The 17028-nt window shown below is 55.5% G+C and carries 17 protein-coding genes and 1 pseudogene; 10 read left to right on the forward strand and 8 right to left on the reverse strand.

Annotated elements, in window-relative coordinates:
• Window positions 1–187: 187 nt before the first annotated feature.
• The 6 genes from RZA33_RS10405 to RZA33_RS10430 form a co-directional block, all read right to left on the reverse strand.
• Entirely contained in the window at window positions 188–565 is a 378-nt protein-coding gene (locus tag RZA33_RS10405; RefSeq protein WP_101146399.1) for a YkvA family protein, read from the reverse strand.
• Window positions 566–583: 18 nt separating this feature from the next.
• The gene (locus RZA33_RS10410; protein WP_198556036.1) at window positions 584–1063 is read right to left on the reverse strand and encodes a hypothetical protein; all 480 of its coding nucleotides are present in this window, start codon (window positions 1061–1063) and stop codon (window positions 584–586) included.
• Window positions 1064–1090: 27 nt separating this feature from the next.
• Window positions 1091–1906, reverse strand: a complete 816-nt coding sequence (locus RZA33_RS10415; protein WP_113270578.1) for an anti-sigma factor family protein — start codon at window positions 1904–1906, stop codon at window positions 1091–1093.
• Window positions 1899–2483 carry an RNA polymerase sigma factor gene (locus tag RZA33_RS10420; RefSeq protein ID WP_083024703.1) on the reverse strand — a complete coding sequence of 195 codons (585 nt, stop codon included), beginning with the start codon at window positions 2481–2483 and terminating at the stop codon, window positions 1899–1901. Before RZA33_RS10420 ends, RZA33_RS10415 begins: the two co-directional genes overlap by 8 nt.
• Window positions 2484–2556: 73 nt before the next feature.
• Window positions 2557–4011 carry a cytochrome D1 domain-containing protein gene (locus tag RZA33_RS10425; protein ID WP_101146398.1) on the reverse strand — a complete coding sequence of 485 codons (1455 nt, stop codon included), beginning with the start codon at window positions 4009–4011 and terminating at the stop codon, window positions 2557–2559.
• A 228-nt stretch (window positions 4012–4239) separates the two neighbouring features.
• Window positions 4240–4914, reverse strand: a complete 675-nt coding sequence (locus tag RZA33_RS10430) for a MerR family transcriptional regulator (RefSeq protein ID WP_198556035.1) — start codon at window positions 4912–4914, stop codon at window positions 4240–4242.
• Window positions 4915–5078: 164 nt separating this feature from the next.
• On the opposite strand from RZA33_RS10430, the gene merT reads away from it, so the two are divergent.
• Genes merT through RZA33_RS10450 form a run of 4 tightly spaced genes read left to right on the forward strand, consistent with a single transcriptional unit; the run spans window position 5079 to window position 7393 of the window.
• Window positions 5079–5441 (forward strand): mercuric ion transporter MerT, encoded by a 363-nt coding sequence (gene merT / locus RZA33_RS10435; RefSeq protein ID WP_085682208.1) that lies wholly within the window; start codon window positions 5079–5081, stop codon window positions 5439–5441.
• Between the two features lie 13 nt (window positions 5442–5454).
• Window positions 5455–5751 carry a mercury resistance system periplasmic binding protein MerP gene (gene merP, locus RZA33_RS10440; protein WP_085682209.1) on the forward strand — a complete coding sequence of 99 codons (297 nt, stop codon included), beginning with the start codon at window positions 5455–5457 and terminating at the stop codon, window positions 5749–5751.
• Between the two features lie 5 nt (window positions 5752–5756).
• Window positions 5757–7160, forward strand: a complete 1404-nt coding sequence (merA, locus tag RZA33_RS10445) for a mercury(II) reductase (RefSeq protein WP_085682210.1) — start codon at window positions 5757–5759, stop codon at window positions 7158–7160.
• A gap of 20 nt (window positions 7161–7180) precedes the next feature.
• Window positions 7181–7393 carry a hypothetical protein gene (locus RZA33_RS10450; protein WP_223305241.1) on the forward strand — a complete coding sequence of 71 codons (213 nt, stop codon included), beginning with the start codon at window positions 7181–7183 and terminating at the stop codon, window positions 7391–7393.
• 161 nt (window positions 7394–7554) lie between these two features.
• Here RZA33_RS10450 and RZA33_RS10455 read toward each other — a convergent pair whose 3' ends face one another.
• Window positions 7555–8544: a site-specific integrase gene (locus tag RZA33_RS10455; RefSeq protein ID WP_063091982.1), complete on the reverse strand. Its 990-nt coding sequence runs from the start codon at window positions 8542–8544 to the stop codon at window positions 7555–7557.
• A gap of 194 nt (window positions 8545–8738) precedes the next feature.
• Here RZA33_RS10455 and RZA33_RS10460 point away from each other — a divergent pair, with 194 nt between their 5' ends.
• From RZA33_RS10460 to RZA33_RS10470, 4 genes and pseudogenes are all read left to right on the forward strand, one after another.
• Complete coding sequence (locus RZA33_RS10460) at window positions 8739–9794, forward strand: DNA-binding protein (protein ID WP_023007038.1); 1056 nt, start codon at window positions 8739–8741, stop codon at window positions 9792–9794.
• Window positions 9795–9863: 69 nt separating this feature from the next.
• Complete coding sequence (locus tag RZA33_RS10465; protein ID WP_023007037.1) at window positions 9864–10247, forward strand: YkvA family protein; 384 nt, start codon at window positions 9864–9866, stop codon at window positions 10245–10247.
• 744 nt (window positions 10248–10991) lie between these two features.
• Window positions 10992–11231, forward strand: a pseudogene (locus tag RZA33_RS19915) (histone-like nucleoid-structuring protein, MvaT/MvaU family); the annotation flags it as partial.
• A 33-nt stretch (window positions 11232–11264) separates the two neighbouring features.
• Entirely contained in the window at window positions 11265–12296 is a 1032-nt protein-coding gene (locus RZA33_RS10470; protein WP_101146411.1) for a plasmid replication protein, read from the forward strand.
• A gap of 1160 nt (window positions 12297–13456) precedes the next feature.
• Here the strand turns inward: RZA33_RS10470 and RZA33_RS10475 are convergent.
• Window positions 13457–14011 (reverse strand): JAB domain-containing protein, encoded by a 555-nt coding sequence (locus tag RZA33_RS10475; RefSeq protein WP_273188291.1) that lies wholly within the window; start codon window positions 14009–14011, stop codon window positions 13457–13459.
• Between the two features lie 143 nt (window positions 14012–14154).
• Between RZA33_RS10475 and RZA33_RS10480 the strand changes: the two genes are divergently transcribed.
• Window positions 14155–15057 carry an ArdC family protein gene (locus tag RZA33_RS10480; protein ID WP_101146414.1) on the forward strand — a complete coding sequence of 301 codons (903 nt, stop codon included), beginning with the start codon at window positions 14155–14157 and terminating at the stop codon, window positions 15055–15057.
• Between the two features lie 432 nt (window positions 15058–15489).
• Window positions 15490–16857, forward strand: a complete 1368-nt coding sequence (gene ltrA / locus RZA33_RS10485) for a group II intron reverse transcriptase/maturase (protein ID WP_008958288.1) — start codon at window positions 15490–15492, stop codon at window positions 16855–16857.
• The last annotated feature ends 171 nt before the right edge of the window (window positions 16858–17028 follow it).

The following is a 17028-nucleotide window of genomic DNA, read 5'->3' on the forward strand; positions in this document are numbered from 1 at the left end:
GCTCACACTTCAATGCTGGGTAACGGAGGACGAAGGTGAGCAACAATTATGCGGTCACCATTGTATGTGCTGGCCTGGATGATGTTCTCCGGGGTAAATTCTTGGAGAGCGTGCGCGGCCCCCAGAATTGGGCAGTGGCCAGCGTCATCCGCCAAGTACAACTCGCCCTCCCGGTGTTTATAATTAATCACAAGTAGATGGCGCTTAGAAGGGCTGCACAGACGATCCATAGGGTGATAAATACCCCCGCTGCCATGCGGCTTACCGGACGCTCGGTGGCTTTGGCGGCGGTTTCTCGGTGCTCGCTTATTACCTCTGGCGGGATAAGCCTCACGACCAGCATGATTCCGAGCGGCACGATGATGATGTCATCCACGTAGCCGAGCACGGGAATGAAGTCGGGGATCAAGTCGATGGGCGAGACAGCATAGGCCGCGACAACCACCGCAAGCGCCTTTGCGAACCACGGGGTGCAGGGATCACGAGCGGAAAGCCAGACCGCGTGTACGTCACGCTTGATGGTTCGTGCCCATTGCTTGGCGTTCGAAACCAGTTTTATTGTCATAGTAAGTGTCTCTGTACGCTACGCATTACGGACGCGGAGCATAGCCAATGTCCCGGCCGCCATCAGCAGGGCCGCCAAGCCAAAGCCGAGAGTCGGCGAGACTGCGGTCCACACCAAACCGACCGTGGCGCTGGAGACGAACTTGGCCGTCCCGTTGACCGTCCCCAGCGCACCATAGCTGATCATCAGGGTGTCGGCCTGCACCATTTCGGCTGTCACCGTGGACTCCAACGCTTCCTCGACAGTGACGTACAAGCCAGCGACGAAGAAGATGACGGCGAGCAGCGGCACGCTGTCTACCGAAAGCCAGAAGGCCAGTGCTGTCAAAACGGCCGTGAGCGTTCCCAGAACATACCCGCCGACCAGCATGGGGAGATGGCCGAGGCGATCCGCCATAGCGCCGACCGGGTAGGACATCGCGACCTGCACTTGCCGACGGTGGTCATCGGTGCCATGAATTCGTGACAAACCTGATTTTGATTCAGTGTAGTAGGTCATGGTCAAATAATCACCGTTGACAGCGTGTCAGGAGGCCCCCGTCGTGGCTTCGCTTACCGCCGGCATATTCCCGGCTGGCGCAACCACCAGCAATCCCGAGTCCTCCATGGGTAGCCCGAGCACCTCCAACTGATCGGCCCGGGTACGAAAGTCGCCGGCTCGGGCCACCGCCTGTCGCACATCCGGATCCCGGAAGAATACGCGCTCCGAGATACGATACTGGATGACTAGGCTGTTACCCTGGCGCATGGCGTACGCCTGGGCAGGCTCGCCCCCCACTCGGGTCATCCAGGTTGCCAGCACCCGGCTGTTTGCCCACGGCAATGGCGGAGACACTTCCGAGCCGCCGGCCTGGCGAGGCAGTTCCTCAAGGGCGACACGCTGATAATCGCTCAGCACGTCACTGACCATGGGAATCCTGTTGATATTATCCGGCGTCAGGCTGGGCATCAGCAGTACCGCTGCCAGTACCAGGGCAACGGCCCAACCGCCGCTGCCAATCACAACCGACGGGCGAAGGCTGCTCAGCCAGCGTTTCAGATTCGTCATGCGGCGACGACCGGATGGGCGCTTGCCACCGGCGGGGGCGTTCGCAAGGGCGATATCGAGCCGCCCGTCAAAATCGGCGGACAGTCCCGGAGTGGGTATCATCTGCAGTCGTTCGGAAAGAATTCGCTGACGTTCAACATCGTGTTGGCAGGTCTCGCATCCAGCAAGATGGGCCTCGACCAGGGCGGTGTGATGCTCATCCAACTCACCATCGGCATAGCCCGCCAGCCAATCCTGGATTTCGGCGTGCAGGTCGGACCATTCGTGGGCGTCTGTGTTTTTGAGATCACTCATGGGAATTCACCGATGTGTATTTTGTGTGGCTGGCAGCCAGGGACCTCGGGCTTGCCTTGATCAGTCGCTTAGCGAGCAGGCGCCGCGCGCGTGACAGGCGACTCATGACCGTCCCCGGTGCCAGGTCCAGAATTTGTGCGATATCCTGATAGCTCAGCTCCTCAAAGTCCCGCAACAGAATGACCTGCTGAAAGCTGTCCGGCAGGGCGTGAACCGCAGCCATGACCTGCGCATCGCTCTGGTTTTTCAGGAGCTGATCGAAGGGGCCCGGGGCACTGCAGGGATACTCATTCAACACCGCGTCACCGGTGGTCAGCACCGGAGCCAGTTGCTGCCGGCGCCCATCCCGCCGATAGTCATCGGCAACCACCCGGTTGAGAATCCTTAGCAGCCAGGCGTAGGCCGCCACGTGATCGTCCAGTTGGTCAAAGTCCCGCCAGGCCCGGAGCAAGGTCTCCTGGGTCCAGTCCTCCGCCATTTCCTGTGAGGGGGCCTGGCGTTGCGCAACACCGTACAGGCGGTAGCGCCAGGGCCGTACCAGTGTGTCGAATTGCTGCCTGCTTCCGGTGCTGCGCATGGGGCTGCCCGCTACCTATTTATGGTCACTTCACTGGAGGACGTCACCGGGTCGCCTTTTATTCCCGACTTTTTTATGGATTGCCCGGTACCGCGAGCCAGAAGGGGAACTGGCCTCCAACCGGCTCCCGGCGGACCACCTCGAGGGACTGGGTATCAATAACGGCAATGTGGTTATCCGCCGTGACCGACGCGTAAATGAACTGGCCATCGCGGCTTGCCCGAACGCCGTGGGGGCCAACGCCCACGTCGACATTTTTGACAATTTTAAGGCTCTCGGAGTCGATTATAGTGACCACGGACGCAGAAATCGCACCGGTTGCGACGTATTGCTCGCCAGGCACCACGTCGATGCCGCCATGGCCACTACCCACTTTAAAAGTTTTCAGCATGGTTTCGCTAGCCAGGTCCAGTACCCCCACGTTGCCGGTAAAGTCGCGCAGCCATAGCCGTTGACCGTTGGCGCTGATGTCAATGTTGTGAGGCGTCTTGAGACCCGGAGTGGGGATCTGACGCTGTTTTTCCAGGGCCCGCATATCCACTACCGCCAGCGCGCCTTCGCCCTGCAGCGTGACGTAGGCGAGTGTGCCGTCGGCGCTGTAAACGAGGTTGTGGGGTACCTTGCCCACTGGAATTTTCCTGACCAGTTCAAGGGTATTCATATCGATCACCGCAACGTCGCCTTGGGTCGGCGCCACGGCGAGGCCGTAACGGCCATCCGGTGAGATTTTTACGCCCTGGGCCACCTCACCGATCGGTACGCTGGCCATCACCTCACCGCTGGCGGTATTCAAAACGTAGACATTGCCGGTTTTGAAGCCGGACACCATCAGCCGGGAACCATCAGGACTCAGGGCATTGTAGTGAGCGCCCGCGACGCCGGGCCAGGCCTGCTTTGAGGGTAGGACTTTCACGATGCCGCTGTTCTGGACCGCCACATACAGAGGGTCGCGAATGGACTTTTCCAGGCTTAGTTCGGGCGCCGACCGCACGGGAGTGGCTTTGGTCCGCGACTGCTCAGGCGATTGGCCCAGCAGGGTCTGCCGCAGCTGGTAAACATCCTTGCCGGACAGGTCCTTACCCGCAATCGCTTCGATTTCTTCAGGGGTGTAGGGCTGAAACTCACCAGCAACCCGCTTTTCATTGCCGAACGCCGTCAGCACGTAATTCAGCACATCCGCCATTTGCTGGTTAGTGAGCGCACCGCCCCAGGCCGGCATGTTGCCGTTGTAGCTTGTGCCGTCGACTTTGATGGGGCCGGTCAGGCCGTACTGCAGCACATGCCCCAGATAGCGGCGGCCACCGATACCGTCAGTGGCATTGTACATTTGAGCGGTGTGGTTTTTTTGCGGGGGAAACGACCCCGGTATGCCTTGACCCTGAGCCTGATGGCAGGCAGCGCACTGCTGGTTGTACACCTCGCTGCCGCGCTCAAAGCGGGTGTTTTCCGCCGCGCTCACGGGCACACTGACACTGAGCAGGGTTGCGGCGACGAATGATGTGATGGCATGGGGGATCGGTGGACGCATATTACAAACTCCAAAGGCTAAAAGAAGTTCGGCCGGACTCATGTGCTGGCAAGACCTCTTGCCAGCAAAGCACCGGTCGAAAACGATCTGTGAAGCCAAAGGCGTCACCGGGCCGGGATTTATTCCCGAAACTTTCGGCCCGGCCCCCTACCCGCGGACCAAGGCTCAACGAAGGCCAGTAACCCGAGGCTCGCGGCCAAGGGCAAGGCCGCCGAGAATTCCAAGGGGTTATTCTGTCGTGTTCATGATGTTTGCGGAGTACCCCGCACCACGCACAGCCTCCGCAAGTTGTTCGTCCGAAATCCTTGATTCGTCAACTGCCACCCGGGCTTCACCGCTTTCATGGGAGACGGAACACCCCTTGACGCCGGTTTGCTGTTCGAGAACATGACGAACAATTTCCTCGCACCCACCGCAGTGCATGCCGCCGATTGAAAGCCTGATTGTCTGCATGTCTGTCTCCTCACTTATGATCGGCTCGCCTGTAGGCCCCGCATTCTGCTCCAGGGCGTCAAATATGGAACAACACTGCAACGGCCCCTGTCCGGGACAACAGTCCACAAGTGCCGCCAGCCCCTGGCGGATTCGCCGTAACTGTTCAATTTTCTGGTCTACGTCGTGCAGCTTTGCCATCGCCCGCTGGCGTACATCACTTGCGTCTGCCTGGTTGCTTTCGGCATCACGCAACGCGAGCAGCTCAGCGATCTCACGCAGTGAGAAGCCCAGCTCTTGCGCTCGACGAATAAAATGCAGTCGCCTTACCGTGGCGTCCGAGTAAATCCGATAGCCACCTTCCCTGGGACGTGGCGGCTGTTCAATGAGCTTGCGGCGTTCGTAAAAACGAATCGTCTCGACACCAACACCCACCACGTCAGCCACTTTGCCAATGGTCATGTCTGTCATGGCAGAACTCCCACCCAGTAGATCCGAATAATAAGATTAGTGCCCGTACCACGGTACGGGGTCAAGAGTGCTGAACATTTTATAGGAGTGTGGGGCTTGACTCCGTAGCCGACTACGGAAGTATTTTGAAGATAGCCAGCAAAGTCATGAAAGGAACCGTCGCAATGTCAGAGTTGAAATCAGAGTCCAAATCCGGTCGCGGGTCATTAATTGCAGGCGGGGTCGCAGCATTGCTCGCATCGGCCTGCTGTCTTGGCCCCCTGGTCCTGATCGCCCTTGGTGTTTCCGGTGCCTGGATCGGCAATCTTGCCGCTCTGGAGCCTTACCGGCCGTGGTTTATTGGTGCTGCTCTGGTGGCGATGGTCTTTGCCTGGCGTCGGATATACCGGCCTGCACAGGATTGCGAGCCGGGCGAGGTCTGCGCAGTACCGCAAGTGCGCACCGCTTACAAGATCACTTTCTGGATCGTCGCGTTGCTCGTACTGATCGCGTTGGCATTCCCTTTCGTCTTACCGTTATTTTACTGAGAGGCCATACACCATGAGAAAGTCCCTGATCACTGCCGTACTGTTTACGCTGTTCAGCATGCCTGCCTTGGCGGAGCAAAAGACGGTGACCCTGTCTGTTCCCGGAATGACCTGTTCGGCTTGCCCGATTACCGTCAAAGCCGCTCTCAAGAGAGTTGATGGGGTGAGTTCTGTCCAGGTCCGCTATGAGGAACGTGATGCGACGGTTACTTTCTACGATGACAAAACCTCTGTCGACGCAATAACTCAAGCCACGACCAACGCGGGCTACCCGTCCACACTGATACAGTCCGGGGCGAAACAGGAGTAGTGTTTATGAGTGATAACGATCTGCACATTGCCGTGATTGGCAGTGGTGGCAGTGCCATGGCCGCCGCTTTGAAGTCGGCGGAACGCGGAGCCCGAGTGACGCTGATCGAGCGTGGTACCATCGGTGGCACTTGCGTCAATGTCGGCTGCGTGCCCTCGAAGATCATGATCCGCGCCGCTCACGTGGCCCATCTGCGCCGCCGCAGTCCGTTCGACGAGGGCATTGCGGCAGTCGAGCCGACCATTGACCGGCCCCGGTTGCTGGCCCAGCAACAGGCCCGGGTCGATGAGCTTCGTCGCGACAAGTATGAGGGCATTCTCGACGACAATTCGGCGATTACTGTCCTGCGGGGTGAGGCCCGTTTTATCGATGCCAATACAGTGCAGGTTACTACACCTGATGGTACGGAACGCGAGGTACGCTTTGACAGAGCGTTCATTGGTACCGGTGCGCGGCCTACCATCCCCCCGGTTCCGGGCCTGTCCGATACGCCGTACTGGACGTCCGCCACGGCACTGGCCAGTGACACCATTCCGGATCGACTAATTGTCATTGGGGCATCCGTCGTGGCAGTGGAGCTGGCACAGGCGTTTGCCCGACTGGGCAGCGAGGTGACCATCCTGGCGCGCAGTCGACTGTTATCCCGGCAGGACCCGGCTGTTGACGAGGCCATTCAAACCGCGTTCAAAGCCGAGGGTGTCAAGGTTCTGAATGACACCCAGGCGAGCCAGATCAGTTATACCAACGAGGAATTCGTGCTCGACACGAACGCCGGGGAACTGCGGGCCGATCAGCTGCTGGTGGCCGTGGGACGCACACCGAACACAGACAGGCTGAACCTGGAGTCTATCGGCGTCGAGACTGATCGCGGGTCCGTTATCGTCAATGAGCAACTCGAGACCCGGGTGCCGGGCATTTACGCTTCCGGCGACTGTACCAATCAGCCCCAGTTTGTTTATGTGGCGGCAGCGGGTGGTAGCCGGGCCGCGATCAATATGACCGGCGGCGATGCCCGCCTGGATCTCAGCGCCATGCCGGAGGTGGTCTTTACCGAGCCACAGATTGCAACCGTCGGTTTATCCGAGGCCGACGCCGAGGCAAGTGGCTACGTCACCGACAGCCGTACCCTGACCCTCGACAATGTGCCACGGGCCCTGGTCAACTTTGATACCGGAGGCTTCATTAAAATGGTCGCGGAACGTGAAAGCGGGCGGTTACTGGGTGTGCAATCCGTGGCGGGTGAGGCCGGCGAACTGATCCAGACCGCGGTGATGGCGCTACGCGCCCGCATGACCGTCAACGAGATTGCCGATGAGCTGTTCCCGTACCTGACGATGGTAGAAGGTTTGAAGCTGTGCGCTCAAACGTTTACCAAGGATGTCAAACAACTATCCTGCTGCGCGGGATAAGGCAAGGCCCCGTGAATGATATGCGAGAAATCGTGAATCGGCTGGGCCTGACCGGAGAAGCGGAGGCCACGCTTCATGTGGCGCTATTGCGTGAGCTGGTCCAGGGTCGTCCTGTCACTCTTAAGCGGCTTGCAGCGTCGCTCAACTGGACGACGGACCAGGTGGTGCAGGTGCGGGAACAGCTGCCTTGCGGAACCGTCGAGTATGACGGTCAGGGGTTGGTCGGTTCGTAGCTAATCTGGGCCCAACCGGGCGCCCTTTCTCACCCAATGTGGTCCCACTGCTCAGGATAATTGCGGGCCCAACAGATTAGCTTTGTGAGCCACTACAGATACCTGTTCATCGTATTCTGAGTGCTTCCGGGCAGCGTAGCCAGCCGCGACCACACTCACCATTAGTCGGTGTCCCGGATCAACCTGGCGACTTTGGTCAGTAAGGTGTTTGCGGCGTTGTCCGTAAATTGCTGTCCTTCCTCGATGTAGCCCCGCACCGTCCCGTCATGCTTCCAGCCACCCTGGCGCTTGATCTGCGCAAAGTCGACCTTTTCCCGCGCGGCGGCGGTGGATAGACCGCGCCGGAAGCTGTGACTGCTCAGGGTCGGCACGAAGTCCAGGCCGCAGGTTTCCCCAAGCGCTTTCAGGATTCGGTTCACCGACCCGCCTGAAAGGGCCTGGGATTGCAACCGATCCCAGCGGTTGACGGCGCGGAAGACGGGGCCTTCGTGAATGCCGGCATGCTCTAGCCAGGTTTCGAGGGCGCTGACCGGGCAGACCAGCTCGTTGCCCCGAGGCAGGGCCCGCTTCAGGCCTTCACCGTGAGGGTCTGTTTTAGAGCGCGGCAGGGTCACCACCAGCCCTTCCGGCTCCCACGACAAGTGCTTCACCTCAATCGCTACCAATTCACTGCGGCGAAACGCCCCAAAAAAACCGACCTGCAGCAGGGCCCAGTCACGATGCTTCTTGAGCGAGTCAGGCTGTTGCTGGAGTGTTTCCAGGAAGGCCGCAATGTGTTCGAGGCGCAGCGCCCGGGCTTGCCGTTTCGGCCGACCATGGGCGCGACGAATCCCTTCCAACGTTTTGCGCACGCCGGGGTCTCGAGCGGGATCACGCAATCCCTGAGTCTGGTGCCAGCGCCCCAGGGCCGTCAGGTAAACATCCAGCGTGCGAGGATTAAGCGCGTCTGCCTGATCGGACAGATAGGCCGCAAGGGTCGCCGGCTGTGTCGGGAGACGTCCACCCCAGCGCTCAAAGCTGCGAATGGCCGCACGGTAGGTCCGCCGCGTGTTGTCGGTGGTGGCCATGTGGATGTACCGATTAGCCGTATCGGCTAATACGGTCTTTTCCGCGTTACGTAATGTGGACTTGACGGTGGGTTTTGGATCCATGACCGCTCCAATTCGAGGCGTGCTTTCAAGAGCCGCTGATGTACCGGCGTTACAGGAGCAGGATAGAACAGACCACACACTAACGCACGTTAACGCGCTTTAACGTGCGTTAGGCATCTTAAATAAATTTTGTTAATTATCGAATAAATAATGTAATATTACATATCACGTTATATGATAAAATGAGGCATGTCATGGCCCGCGCCGGAATTACTTACCAGGATGTCGCCAACGCTGCGCAACGCGTCCGCCAACGCGGTGACGAGCCCACTGTCGACCGGGTGCGATCGGAACTCGGTACCGGCAGTCGCAGCACTCTCGGGCCAATGCTGAAACGTTGGAAATCAGGCAGCGAAGCCGCAGCGGATCTGAACGGACTCCCGGCTGACTTGGTGGCCGCCGTGAAAGCCCTGCATGAGCGAGCTCAATACGCGGCCGATGAACGTATTACGCAGGAGCGCGAAGCGCACCAGACGCTGGAACAGCAATGGCGCACCGAGCTGGAAGAGGTGCGGCAGCGGTGCGAGTCACTGGAAGAGCAACGCTGCGGGCTGGAGAAGGCCAATGAAGCGCTTCGCAACGAAAGCGATGCCCAGGCCCACGCTCTTCAACAGGAACAGCTCCGGGCGGCCTCACTCACGTCCAAACTGGAGGCAAGTCAGGAGAAACTCAGTGAGACCACTGCAACCGTCCAAGAGATGAAGCAGGAAAACCGCGATATCCGCAGCCATTTCGAGCACTACCAGCAGGAGATTGCCGAGGATCGCCGTCATGAACGGGACCAGTTCCACAGGACCCAGTCAGGGCTGGAGGGTCAGGTGGATCAGCTGACGCAGCAGCTCCGTTCCAGCGAACAGGACCGCGACACGCTGAGACAACATCGCGACCAAATAAACCAGCGCTATGAGGCCAGTCAGGATCACGCTGAAAACTTGAAAGAAAAATTGCACGCGAGCCAGGCCGTCATAACACAATGGGCAACGCGAACAGAAACGCTGGAAGCGACAGTCGACCGCCTCCAGCTGGAGCGAGATAGCGACGCCGAACACAGGGAGAAGCTTGGTGCGGCCCTAACGGATTCTGAAAAACATCTCGCGGCCTGCCAGCAGCGGATCTCCGACCTCAGAGAGCGCGTGGCAGCGGCTGACGACCGAAACCAGTTCCTCAACGATCAGAATCGCGAATTACTGCAGGAAAAAGCTGTCCTCCAGGGTCAGTTGAAACAACTACAAACAAGCCTGGCTAAATAGCCCGCTATTGTCTCGGCCTGATCATCCCTGAGAGTTGCGAGTGATGCCAATCGCGCAAGGAGTAGTTAGATGTCTACCGTGATCTTTGGCAGGCTGCGAGCTGCGGCAAAACGCATTCAGCATGATGCGCTGACGGTTATTTTGTGGCGCGAGACCCGAATACCCCCCATAGTCGTTCGGCTGCTCGCAATCGCAGCGTACGCCATGAGTCCAATTGATCTCATTCCGGACTTCATGCCGATCCTGGGCTATCTTGACGACATTATCTTGGTCCCGCTGGGCATCGTCCTTGTCATCAAGCTGACGCCATCGAATGTGATAGAAGCAAGTCGCTCGAAAGCAGCTAAAGTGGCAATCAAGCCGATCAGCCACGTTGCGGCCGCAGTCGTTATTGGCACATGGCTTTTATGTGCCACGGCTTTTGGCTACTGGGTGTGGGAATACAGCAGGTAACGCATCGTCTGCACGTGATGAAATAGTTAATTTAAGGCTTGTAAAACAGATGGTTAATGCGCTTTTTGGAGGATTTCGTCAGAATCGTTGCCGACCCTCCAATATGTGAAGACCACCTAAATCAGCTGCAATGCTATTGACGACCATCTGAGCATATGAAGTAACTACCGCAATTTTGTAGATTGCCTTCCAAGTCATTCAGCACAGCCTTATTCATGTGACTCTGATACAGCCTACTCGGGTTCGCTGCCCTTCTCTACTTTCTTAAATAACTATTTTAATAAGTAGAGAAATAAAGCGCCAGTTCAATTGCAATTTTGAGTGTGAAAATAGCATCACTCGAAAGCGGAAAATATTATCTTAACACACTGTTTTATAAGTATTCTTACAACCAAAATGCCATTTTCAACAAGCCTGTACGCAAAATCTAGCCTATTGGCAGGGTCAACGCCCGTGGATTTTGCGAAATAAAGGGTATTTTTTGGGCAAAGCACCTCCATGGAGAGAATTTTTTGCGATAGCTTATCGGTCACTGTCAACGGTCGCATATCGTTGACATACAGCCGCGTTAGCTACAAAATGTGCTTTGCACACTTTTACATTGCCTTGTCTGGAAGCACATGTCTATATTGCTTGAATACCAACAGCTGCAGGAGCAATCGGAGTCTCTTCGTGAGCAACTAATATCGGTTGAGAATCGAAGAGTCGAGAAGATTTCAAGCGTGAAAGTGCTTTTTTAATCGCTTAAAAACGTTAATAGTTGATTATAATAGAACAGCCTTGGACGTTATTAAATTGGTTAATGCTGAAAAAGGCGTAAGCGAGTCTCCGGCTCGACGTAAAAAGCGAAAGATAAAGGTATACCGCAATCCTTATGATAGGGAGATTGTCGAAATAAGAGGCGGCAATCATAAAACCCTGAGGGCATGGAAGGATCTGCACGGTGCCGAGGTCGTTGATTCTTGGCTTGTCGAAGAGAAATAGCAGGTTATTACTGTAGGCTGACAGAGGTTAGAGATGGCCAGCGATAGCAATAAAGACAAGGACATACAAGCTGTTTCGGTTAATAAGCCGCCTCAGCTTGACCTATTCAGCCTGAGCGATAGCCGGGACAAAAATTATAGCAATAGCATCGACATTTACGATGCATTGCCTAAATATTCTCTGGAGAAGCGTCGTCGATTCACAGACCTTAACAGCGCGGTAAGAGAGCGCGAATGCCGTATAGGCGAACGCGTTATAAAGGTTAAAGTTAAGCCAGCTATTATCGAGAATAGCAATGGTAAACATGAGCTAGTTTACCCTGGTGAGCGTGAAGAGATTATAGAAGACGCTTTAAGAAAACTGGCGGTTAATGGCGGAAGCGTCATGATCGATGGTAAAGTCGGTGTGCTTTTTACTTTCTACGAGTTGCGTGCTGAGTTACGCCGGAATAAACATGAGTTCAAACTCAGCGAGATAAAAGAGGCGATTCTTGTTTGCCGTGGCGCACAGCTTGAAACGGTCACAAATGATAATGAAACTGTTATTTCTTCTAGCTTTTTTCCTATGGTCGGCCTAACCACGCGAAAAGATATTCAGATGCGCGAAGGCGATACTAAATGCTACGTACAGTTTAACCCTTTAGTAACTGAGAGCATTCTTAAACAAACTTTCCGGCTATATGACTATAGCACTTCGATGGCGATTAAGAGTCCTCTTGCCCGGTACATGCATAAGCGAATGAGCCACTACTGGAGCCAGGCATCAGCCAATGATCCCTATACTCCACACCTCGTTCCTTACCTGTCAGGCAGCCCTCGCGGCCTCTCAGATCGCATGGGCAGTAATGTGCGAGCCATGAAGATTGCCCTTGACGTACTCGTTGAGCATGAGGTTATAGCTAGTTATAAAGCGAAGCGAATCACGGAAGGAAAAAAACTTGTTGATATATATTACGCGATTTATCCAACAGATAAATTTGTTAAAACCGTTAAACGTGCAAATTACAAAAGTAACTCAATACGGTTAAAGAAAGACTTACATTCTATTCGCGAAACATCTCTTTAAAATATTATTCCCTTATTTGCTCTTTGCGAATTCTGATTCATTGAATGCATGTAGATCGCATTTACTGCGTAGGGGGGATGTTGCACACATGGATGACTCGGCGCCCCTTCAAGCCCTCAGCCAGCGTGGATCGGAACCCTGGTGCTGTGCTGCAGAAACTATTGAGGCACGGCAGTATCAGTTCTCATAGCAAGCCAAGCGTGAGTCATCTTTGGGGGGAATGTTGCACAGATGGCCGCTTCCAGACCTCCTCGATCACACCGCCCAATGAGCGTGGCCAACGTCAAGCCACCCTAATAAAGCACACTGCCATCACCACAGTAGGCGTTCAAGAGTGCAGCTCGTGGGGCAAACGTAGGTGGGAACGTTGCACCATTAGCTGCCGCGACAGGCCTCTAATGCTCGGCCAGCGTGCTCAAAAGCGTCATACCTTCCCTGGCTGGGGATTGTTGATCAGTAACAATCTGATGATAGAGAAGCCAAGCTACTGAATTGATCAGCTTAAAATGGTAACGGTATAAATGTGCTCTAATAACAGTCAACGTATCCACATTTACTGTGGGTAAGCCTGTGGAAAAGTACCGTTCTATAGGTGGGAATGTTGCACGGTTTCGGTGGGGACACTGCACAGGTTGTTTTCTGACCAGCGATTTAGTCCCCTATAGTAGGTGGGTATATTGCACAGTTGATGTAAAGCGGATCGAATTGGCCATGTCAACCTATCATTCTTAAATCTTGCAGGTGGGAATGTTGCACAGATGGTGCCTAAATGAGCCAAAATGTGGACAAAAAGACGTTTTCTGTGGACATCAGGAGGATAACTTTGAGCCCCAGGTGGGGATGTTGCACAGCAAGCGGTGGGAATGTTGCATAGCAAGCGGTGGGGACGTTGCATCGGTTTTTGAAAGATAATGCATACTTTTCAGTGGTTTGATGCTTCTTTACTCGCTCGTAACCCTGTTTTAACCCAGCCTTAACCCTTTAACCTTTTTATATTAACCAGCCTTTCCTAACACCCCCCAAGCCACCGAGTTTCTTTGTGGGCCATTAGAAGAGCAGTATCAACATCACAGCAGGTTTAACAATTAAAGGATAGCCCATAAAAAAGCCTCACCAGCTGGAATGCTGGTGAGGCCATGAAAACGGCATAACCGTTGAAGTTATATCAGCCCCCTCTCTGCAAAGCTGACATGCTCGGTGCCAGCCACAATAATGTGGTCTATCACCTTTACGTCGATCACATCCAAAGCCTCTTGCAGCTTCTTCGTAATCTGACGATCAGCATCACTCTCTTGAGGACTACCGCTAGGATGGTTGTGACACAACAATACGGCGGAAGCATTCGTTTCAATCGCACTTCTAACCACTTCCCTAGGATAGACAGCCGCCTTATCCACGGTGCCTCTAAAAAGCTCCTCATGCTTGATGACTTGATGTTGCGAGTTCAGCCACGTCACTGAGAACACTTCGTAAGGCAGTTCCGCATACTTGAGCGTCAGATAATCAACCGCTATCCAAGGAGCCGTTATCTTTGCACCCTCACTCTCAAGCTGACCATAGAACCGTGCTTCGATGATGTTCAGTGCCTCTGAGATAACAGCATCTTCACGCTCTTTACGCTGCTCTGTGATCTCTACGGTTCCCTTTCCAGGGAAACTATAAACTTTGGCCGCCTCACTAACTGCGAACATATCCAACTGGTTGGTGTGCTTCATCATTCTCTCCTCTCTCATTCCCGCTGCCGGGTCTCGATTAGAGTTAGGGAAAGCACTGACCCTGACCCCCCACCGGCTGTCACCTAGCGCCCTATCCCTTCTTGAGACCTGCACTACTGCAGGAATGAGAGAGGAGATAGATCATGAGCAAACGTGCAATCGATGGTATCCGCGAAGCACTCATACAAGGTTTGATGGAAGGCACAGCCCCCTGGCAGAAGCCTTGGAAACCAGGCGACAAAGATGTGAGCCAGCCCTATAACGCCTCTTCAGGGCGTTCTTACACTGGCTGGTCAAATATCATCAGTCTCTGGATTGCTTCATATAAAAACGGCTACACCAGCCCTGCCTGGGTGACTTTCAAGCAAGCGAAGGATCTCGGCACTCACCCCCGCAAGGGCGAAAAGGGCACTCCCGTGGAATTTTGGAAATTCCACAAAAAGCGCGAGAAGAAGGAGAACGGCACAACGGAGGAGAAAATCATCCCCGTGAACCGTATCTTTTATGTGTTTAACGAGGAGCAGCTGGCGGACCCATTGACAGAGGCTGCAAAGCCACCTGTCTTAGAAGCTCAACCTGAGCCCGTGCAGTTCGTTGCACGGCTGATTGAAGCATCGGGCATCCCTTTAAGCTGGGGCGGTGACAAGGCCTACTACAGGCCCTCTACGGATGGCATACGCCTGCCCCGTCCTGAACAGTTCCATGAGGTTAGTGAAATTGCGGCCACCGGCCTGCATGAGCTGATCCATGCTACTGGTGCTCCCTCGCGCCTCAACCGGGACAAGAGCGATCGCGCTCGAGAGGAAGTAGTGGCAGAAGCTGGCGCCTGGCTTGCAGCCATGCGCTTTGGTCTCCCTGCTACCCCCGAAAACTCGGCGTCCTACCTCACTGGATGGGCTTCACGGCTCAAAGGTGACCAGGCCAAAGAGATCGACCGTGCTCTGGCTGATGCGCAGAAGGCGGTCAACTTCATCGAGCAAATGGCACAACAGTGCGGTTTGATCGACGGAGAAGAAGACTCAACTGCAGCAACCGCGGCAGCTTGATTTTTTTCTTTACCATTCAACAGCCTCCCCCTCGGGAGGCTTTTTTTGTGCGCCCGGCACGGGCGCACTCCTGGAGGTGCAAGTCCTCCCGTAAGCTGGCCACAGCGAACGAAGCGAAGCGCAACTGCGGAAGGGTGACCAACCGTGGGAAGGAAGCGTGGAGCGTAAACCGCGAGCCGATGAACAAGAACCGGATAGGAGGCGCTGCCAAGCAGGGCGAGCGGGCAAGAAGCCGCGAAGCTCTTGTGGCCAAGGCGACGTAGCGTATATCCGGCGGTTGTGCGGTGAAGGAGTGTGTTCTTACCCGGGGAGATCTCGCCTTATGCCTGAAAGGGCAACGTGACCCCACGGAGCGAGAAGTCAGCAGAGGCCGTAGTAGCTCCTCGTTTTTTTTTGGAGCAAAGGGCCGAACGAGAAGGAGCGTCAAACGTCTTGTCGATGAGATCAGTAACGCATCAGATGCCCGCGACTGCGGGGCGGGAGAAGGCATGCCAAGGTGAAGCCTTGTCGTCCTGCTCCAGCGATGAAACTGGCCTCCCGCGACAAGTGCCGGAGGACGCAGGGCAAGGTCTGCTTGAGCGGGCCTTCGCAAGAGAGAACATGCTACGTGCATGGAAGCGCGTGCGTGCCAACAAGGGAGCAGCAGGCATCGATGGTCTGGATATTGCTCAGACCGCCGAGCACCTAAGGTGGGCCTGGCCCGATATTCGACAGCAGCTTCTTGCAAGTCGATATTATCCTCAGCCTGTCCGCCGAGTGGCTATTCCGAAGCCAGATGGAAGCGAACGAGAACTGGGGATACCCACCGTGACTGACCGTCTTATCCAACAGGCACTGCTGCAAGTTCTACAACCGCTGATCGATCCCACTTTTAGCGAGCACAGCTACGGCTTCCGTCCGGGCCGCCGTGCCCATGATGCCGTACTAGCTGCTCAGAGCTTCGCCCAACAGGGTTACCACACCGTTGTCGATGTTGACTTGTCTCGATTCTTTGACCGAGTCAATCATGACATCCTGATAGACCGCCTGAGGAAACGCATCCAGGATAATCGTGTTATCCATCTGGTTCGTGCGTATTTGAATGCGGGAATAATGGAGGGAGGGGTGGTCATTTATCGGCATGAGGGGACACCGCAGGGTGGCCCATTATCGCCGCTACTGGCCAATATCCTGCTGGATGAGGTGGATCGCACACTGGAACGTCGCGGACACCACTTTGCTCGCTATGCCGACGACTGCAACGTTTACGTGCGTAGTCAGAAAGCAGGGGAGCGAGTCATGGCTTTGCTACGTCGCTGTTACAGTAAGCTGCGCTTGACGATCAATGAGTCCAAAAGTGCGGTCACCAGCGTGTTTGGTCGCAAGTTCCTGGGCTACGCCCTATGGGAAGCTAAGGGTGGAGATGTCCGACGTGGTATATCAGCAAAAGCGTTGGGGGCATTTAAACAGCGGATTAGGCAACTGACACGCCGAAATGGCGGACGCAGTATCTCACAGGTCGTCGCCTATCTACGACGCTACCTTTTAGGCTGGCAAGGCTACTTTAAGCTGTCGCAAACACCTCGTATCTGGCGGTCGCTGGACGGGTGGATACGACGACGGTTAAGAGCTTTGCACCTTAAGCAATGGCGTCGGGGTAAGACGATTTATCGTGAGCTGATGCGTCTTGGCGCTACGCCGAGGGTAGCACAATCGGTGGCGGCGTTGAGTCGTCGCTGGTGGCACAACAGTCTGTCGGGAGTCCATCATGTATTAACGGTGGCCTACTTTGATCGGCTGGGCGTGCCCCGTCTCTCATAACCTCAACTTCTCGAACCGCCCGGTGCGGACCCGCATGCCGGGTGGTGTGGCAGGGGACCGGTCAGCCATGCTGACCGCCCCTATGCCGATTGTGTTTAGTCACTGCGGTGGGGATGTTGCACCGATCCCGCAACAGCTATGGCTTTCAACATTGGCACGATCTTTCCCAAT

Source organism: Halovibrio sp. HP20-59 (assembly GCF_033052795.2).
In the GTDB taxonomy this organism is placed as follows: Bacteria; Pseudomonadota; Gammaproteobacteria; order Pseudomonadales; family Halomonadaceae; genus Vreelandella.

Excerpts from the sequence above, each read along its gene's own strand:
- RZA33_RS10415 (WP_113270578.1), bottom strand. The coding sequence starts at position 1,906 with ATGAGTGATCTCAAAAACACAGACGCCCACGAATGGTCCGACCTGCAC.
- RZA33_RS10455 (WP_063091982.1), bottom strand. The coding sequence starts at position 8,544 with ATGGATCCAAAACCCACCGTCAAGTCCACATTACGTAACGCGGAAAAG.
- RZA33_RS10410 (WP_198556036.1), bottom strand. The coding sequence starts at position 1,063 with ATGACCTACTACACTGAATCAAAATCAGGTTTGTCACGAATTCATGGC.
- merA (WP_085682210.1), top strand. The coding sequence starts at position 5,757 with ATGAGTGATAACGATCTGCACATTGCCGTGATTGGCAGTGGTGGCAGT.
- RZA33_RS10430 (WP_198556035.1), bottom strand. The coding sequence starts at position 4,914 with ATGACAGACATGACCATTGGCAAAGTGGCTGACGTGGTGGGTGTTGGT.
- RZA33_RS10405 (WP_101146399.1), bottom strand. The coding sequence starts at position 565 with ATGACAATAAAACTGGTTTCGAACGCCAAGCAATGGGCACGAACCATC.
- RZA33_RS10450 (WP_223305241.1), top strand. The coding sequence starts at position 7,181 with ATGCGAGAAATCGTGAATCGGCTGGGCCTGACCGGAGAAGCGGAGGCC.
- RZA33_RS10480 (WP_101146414.1), top strand. The coding sequence starts at position 14,155 with ATGAGCAAACGTGCAATCGATGGTATCCGCGAAGCACTCATACAAGGT.
- RZA33_RS10420 (WP_083024703.1), bottom strand. The coding sequence starts at position 2,483 with ATGCGCAGCACCGGAAGCAGGCAGCAATTCGACACACTGGTACGGCCC.
- merP (WP_085682209.1), top strand. The coding sequence starts at position 5,455 with ATGAGAAAGTCCCTGATCACTGCCGTACTGTTTACGCTGTTCAGCATG.
- RZA33_RS10475 (WP_273188291.1), bottom strand. The coding sequence starts at position 14,011 with ATGAAGCACACCAACCAGTTGGATATGTTCGCAGTTAGTGAGGCGGCC.
- RZA33_RS10465 (WP_023007037.1), top strand. The coding sequence starts at position 9,864 with ATGTCTACCGTGATCTTTGGCAGGCTGCGAGCTGCGGCAAAACGCATT.
- RZA33_RS10460 (WP_023007038.1), top strand. The coding sequence starts at position 8,739 with ATGGCCCGCGCCGGAATTACTTACCAGGATGTCGCCAACGCTGCGCAA.
- RZA33_RS10425 (WP_101146398.1), bottom strand. The coding sequence starts at position 4,011 with ATGCGTCCACCGATCCCCCATGCCATCACATCATTCGTCGCCGCAACC.
- merT (WP_085682208.1), top strand. The coding sequence starts at position 5,079 with ATGTCAGAGTTGAAATCAGAGTCCAAATCCGGTCGCGGGTCATTAATT.
- RZA33_RS10470 (WP_101146411.1), top strand. The coding sequence starts at position 11,265 with ATGGCCAGCGATAGCAATAAAGACAAGGACATACAAGCTGTTTCGGTT.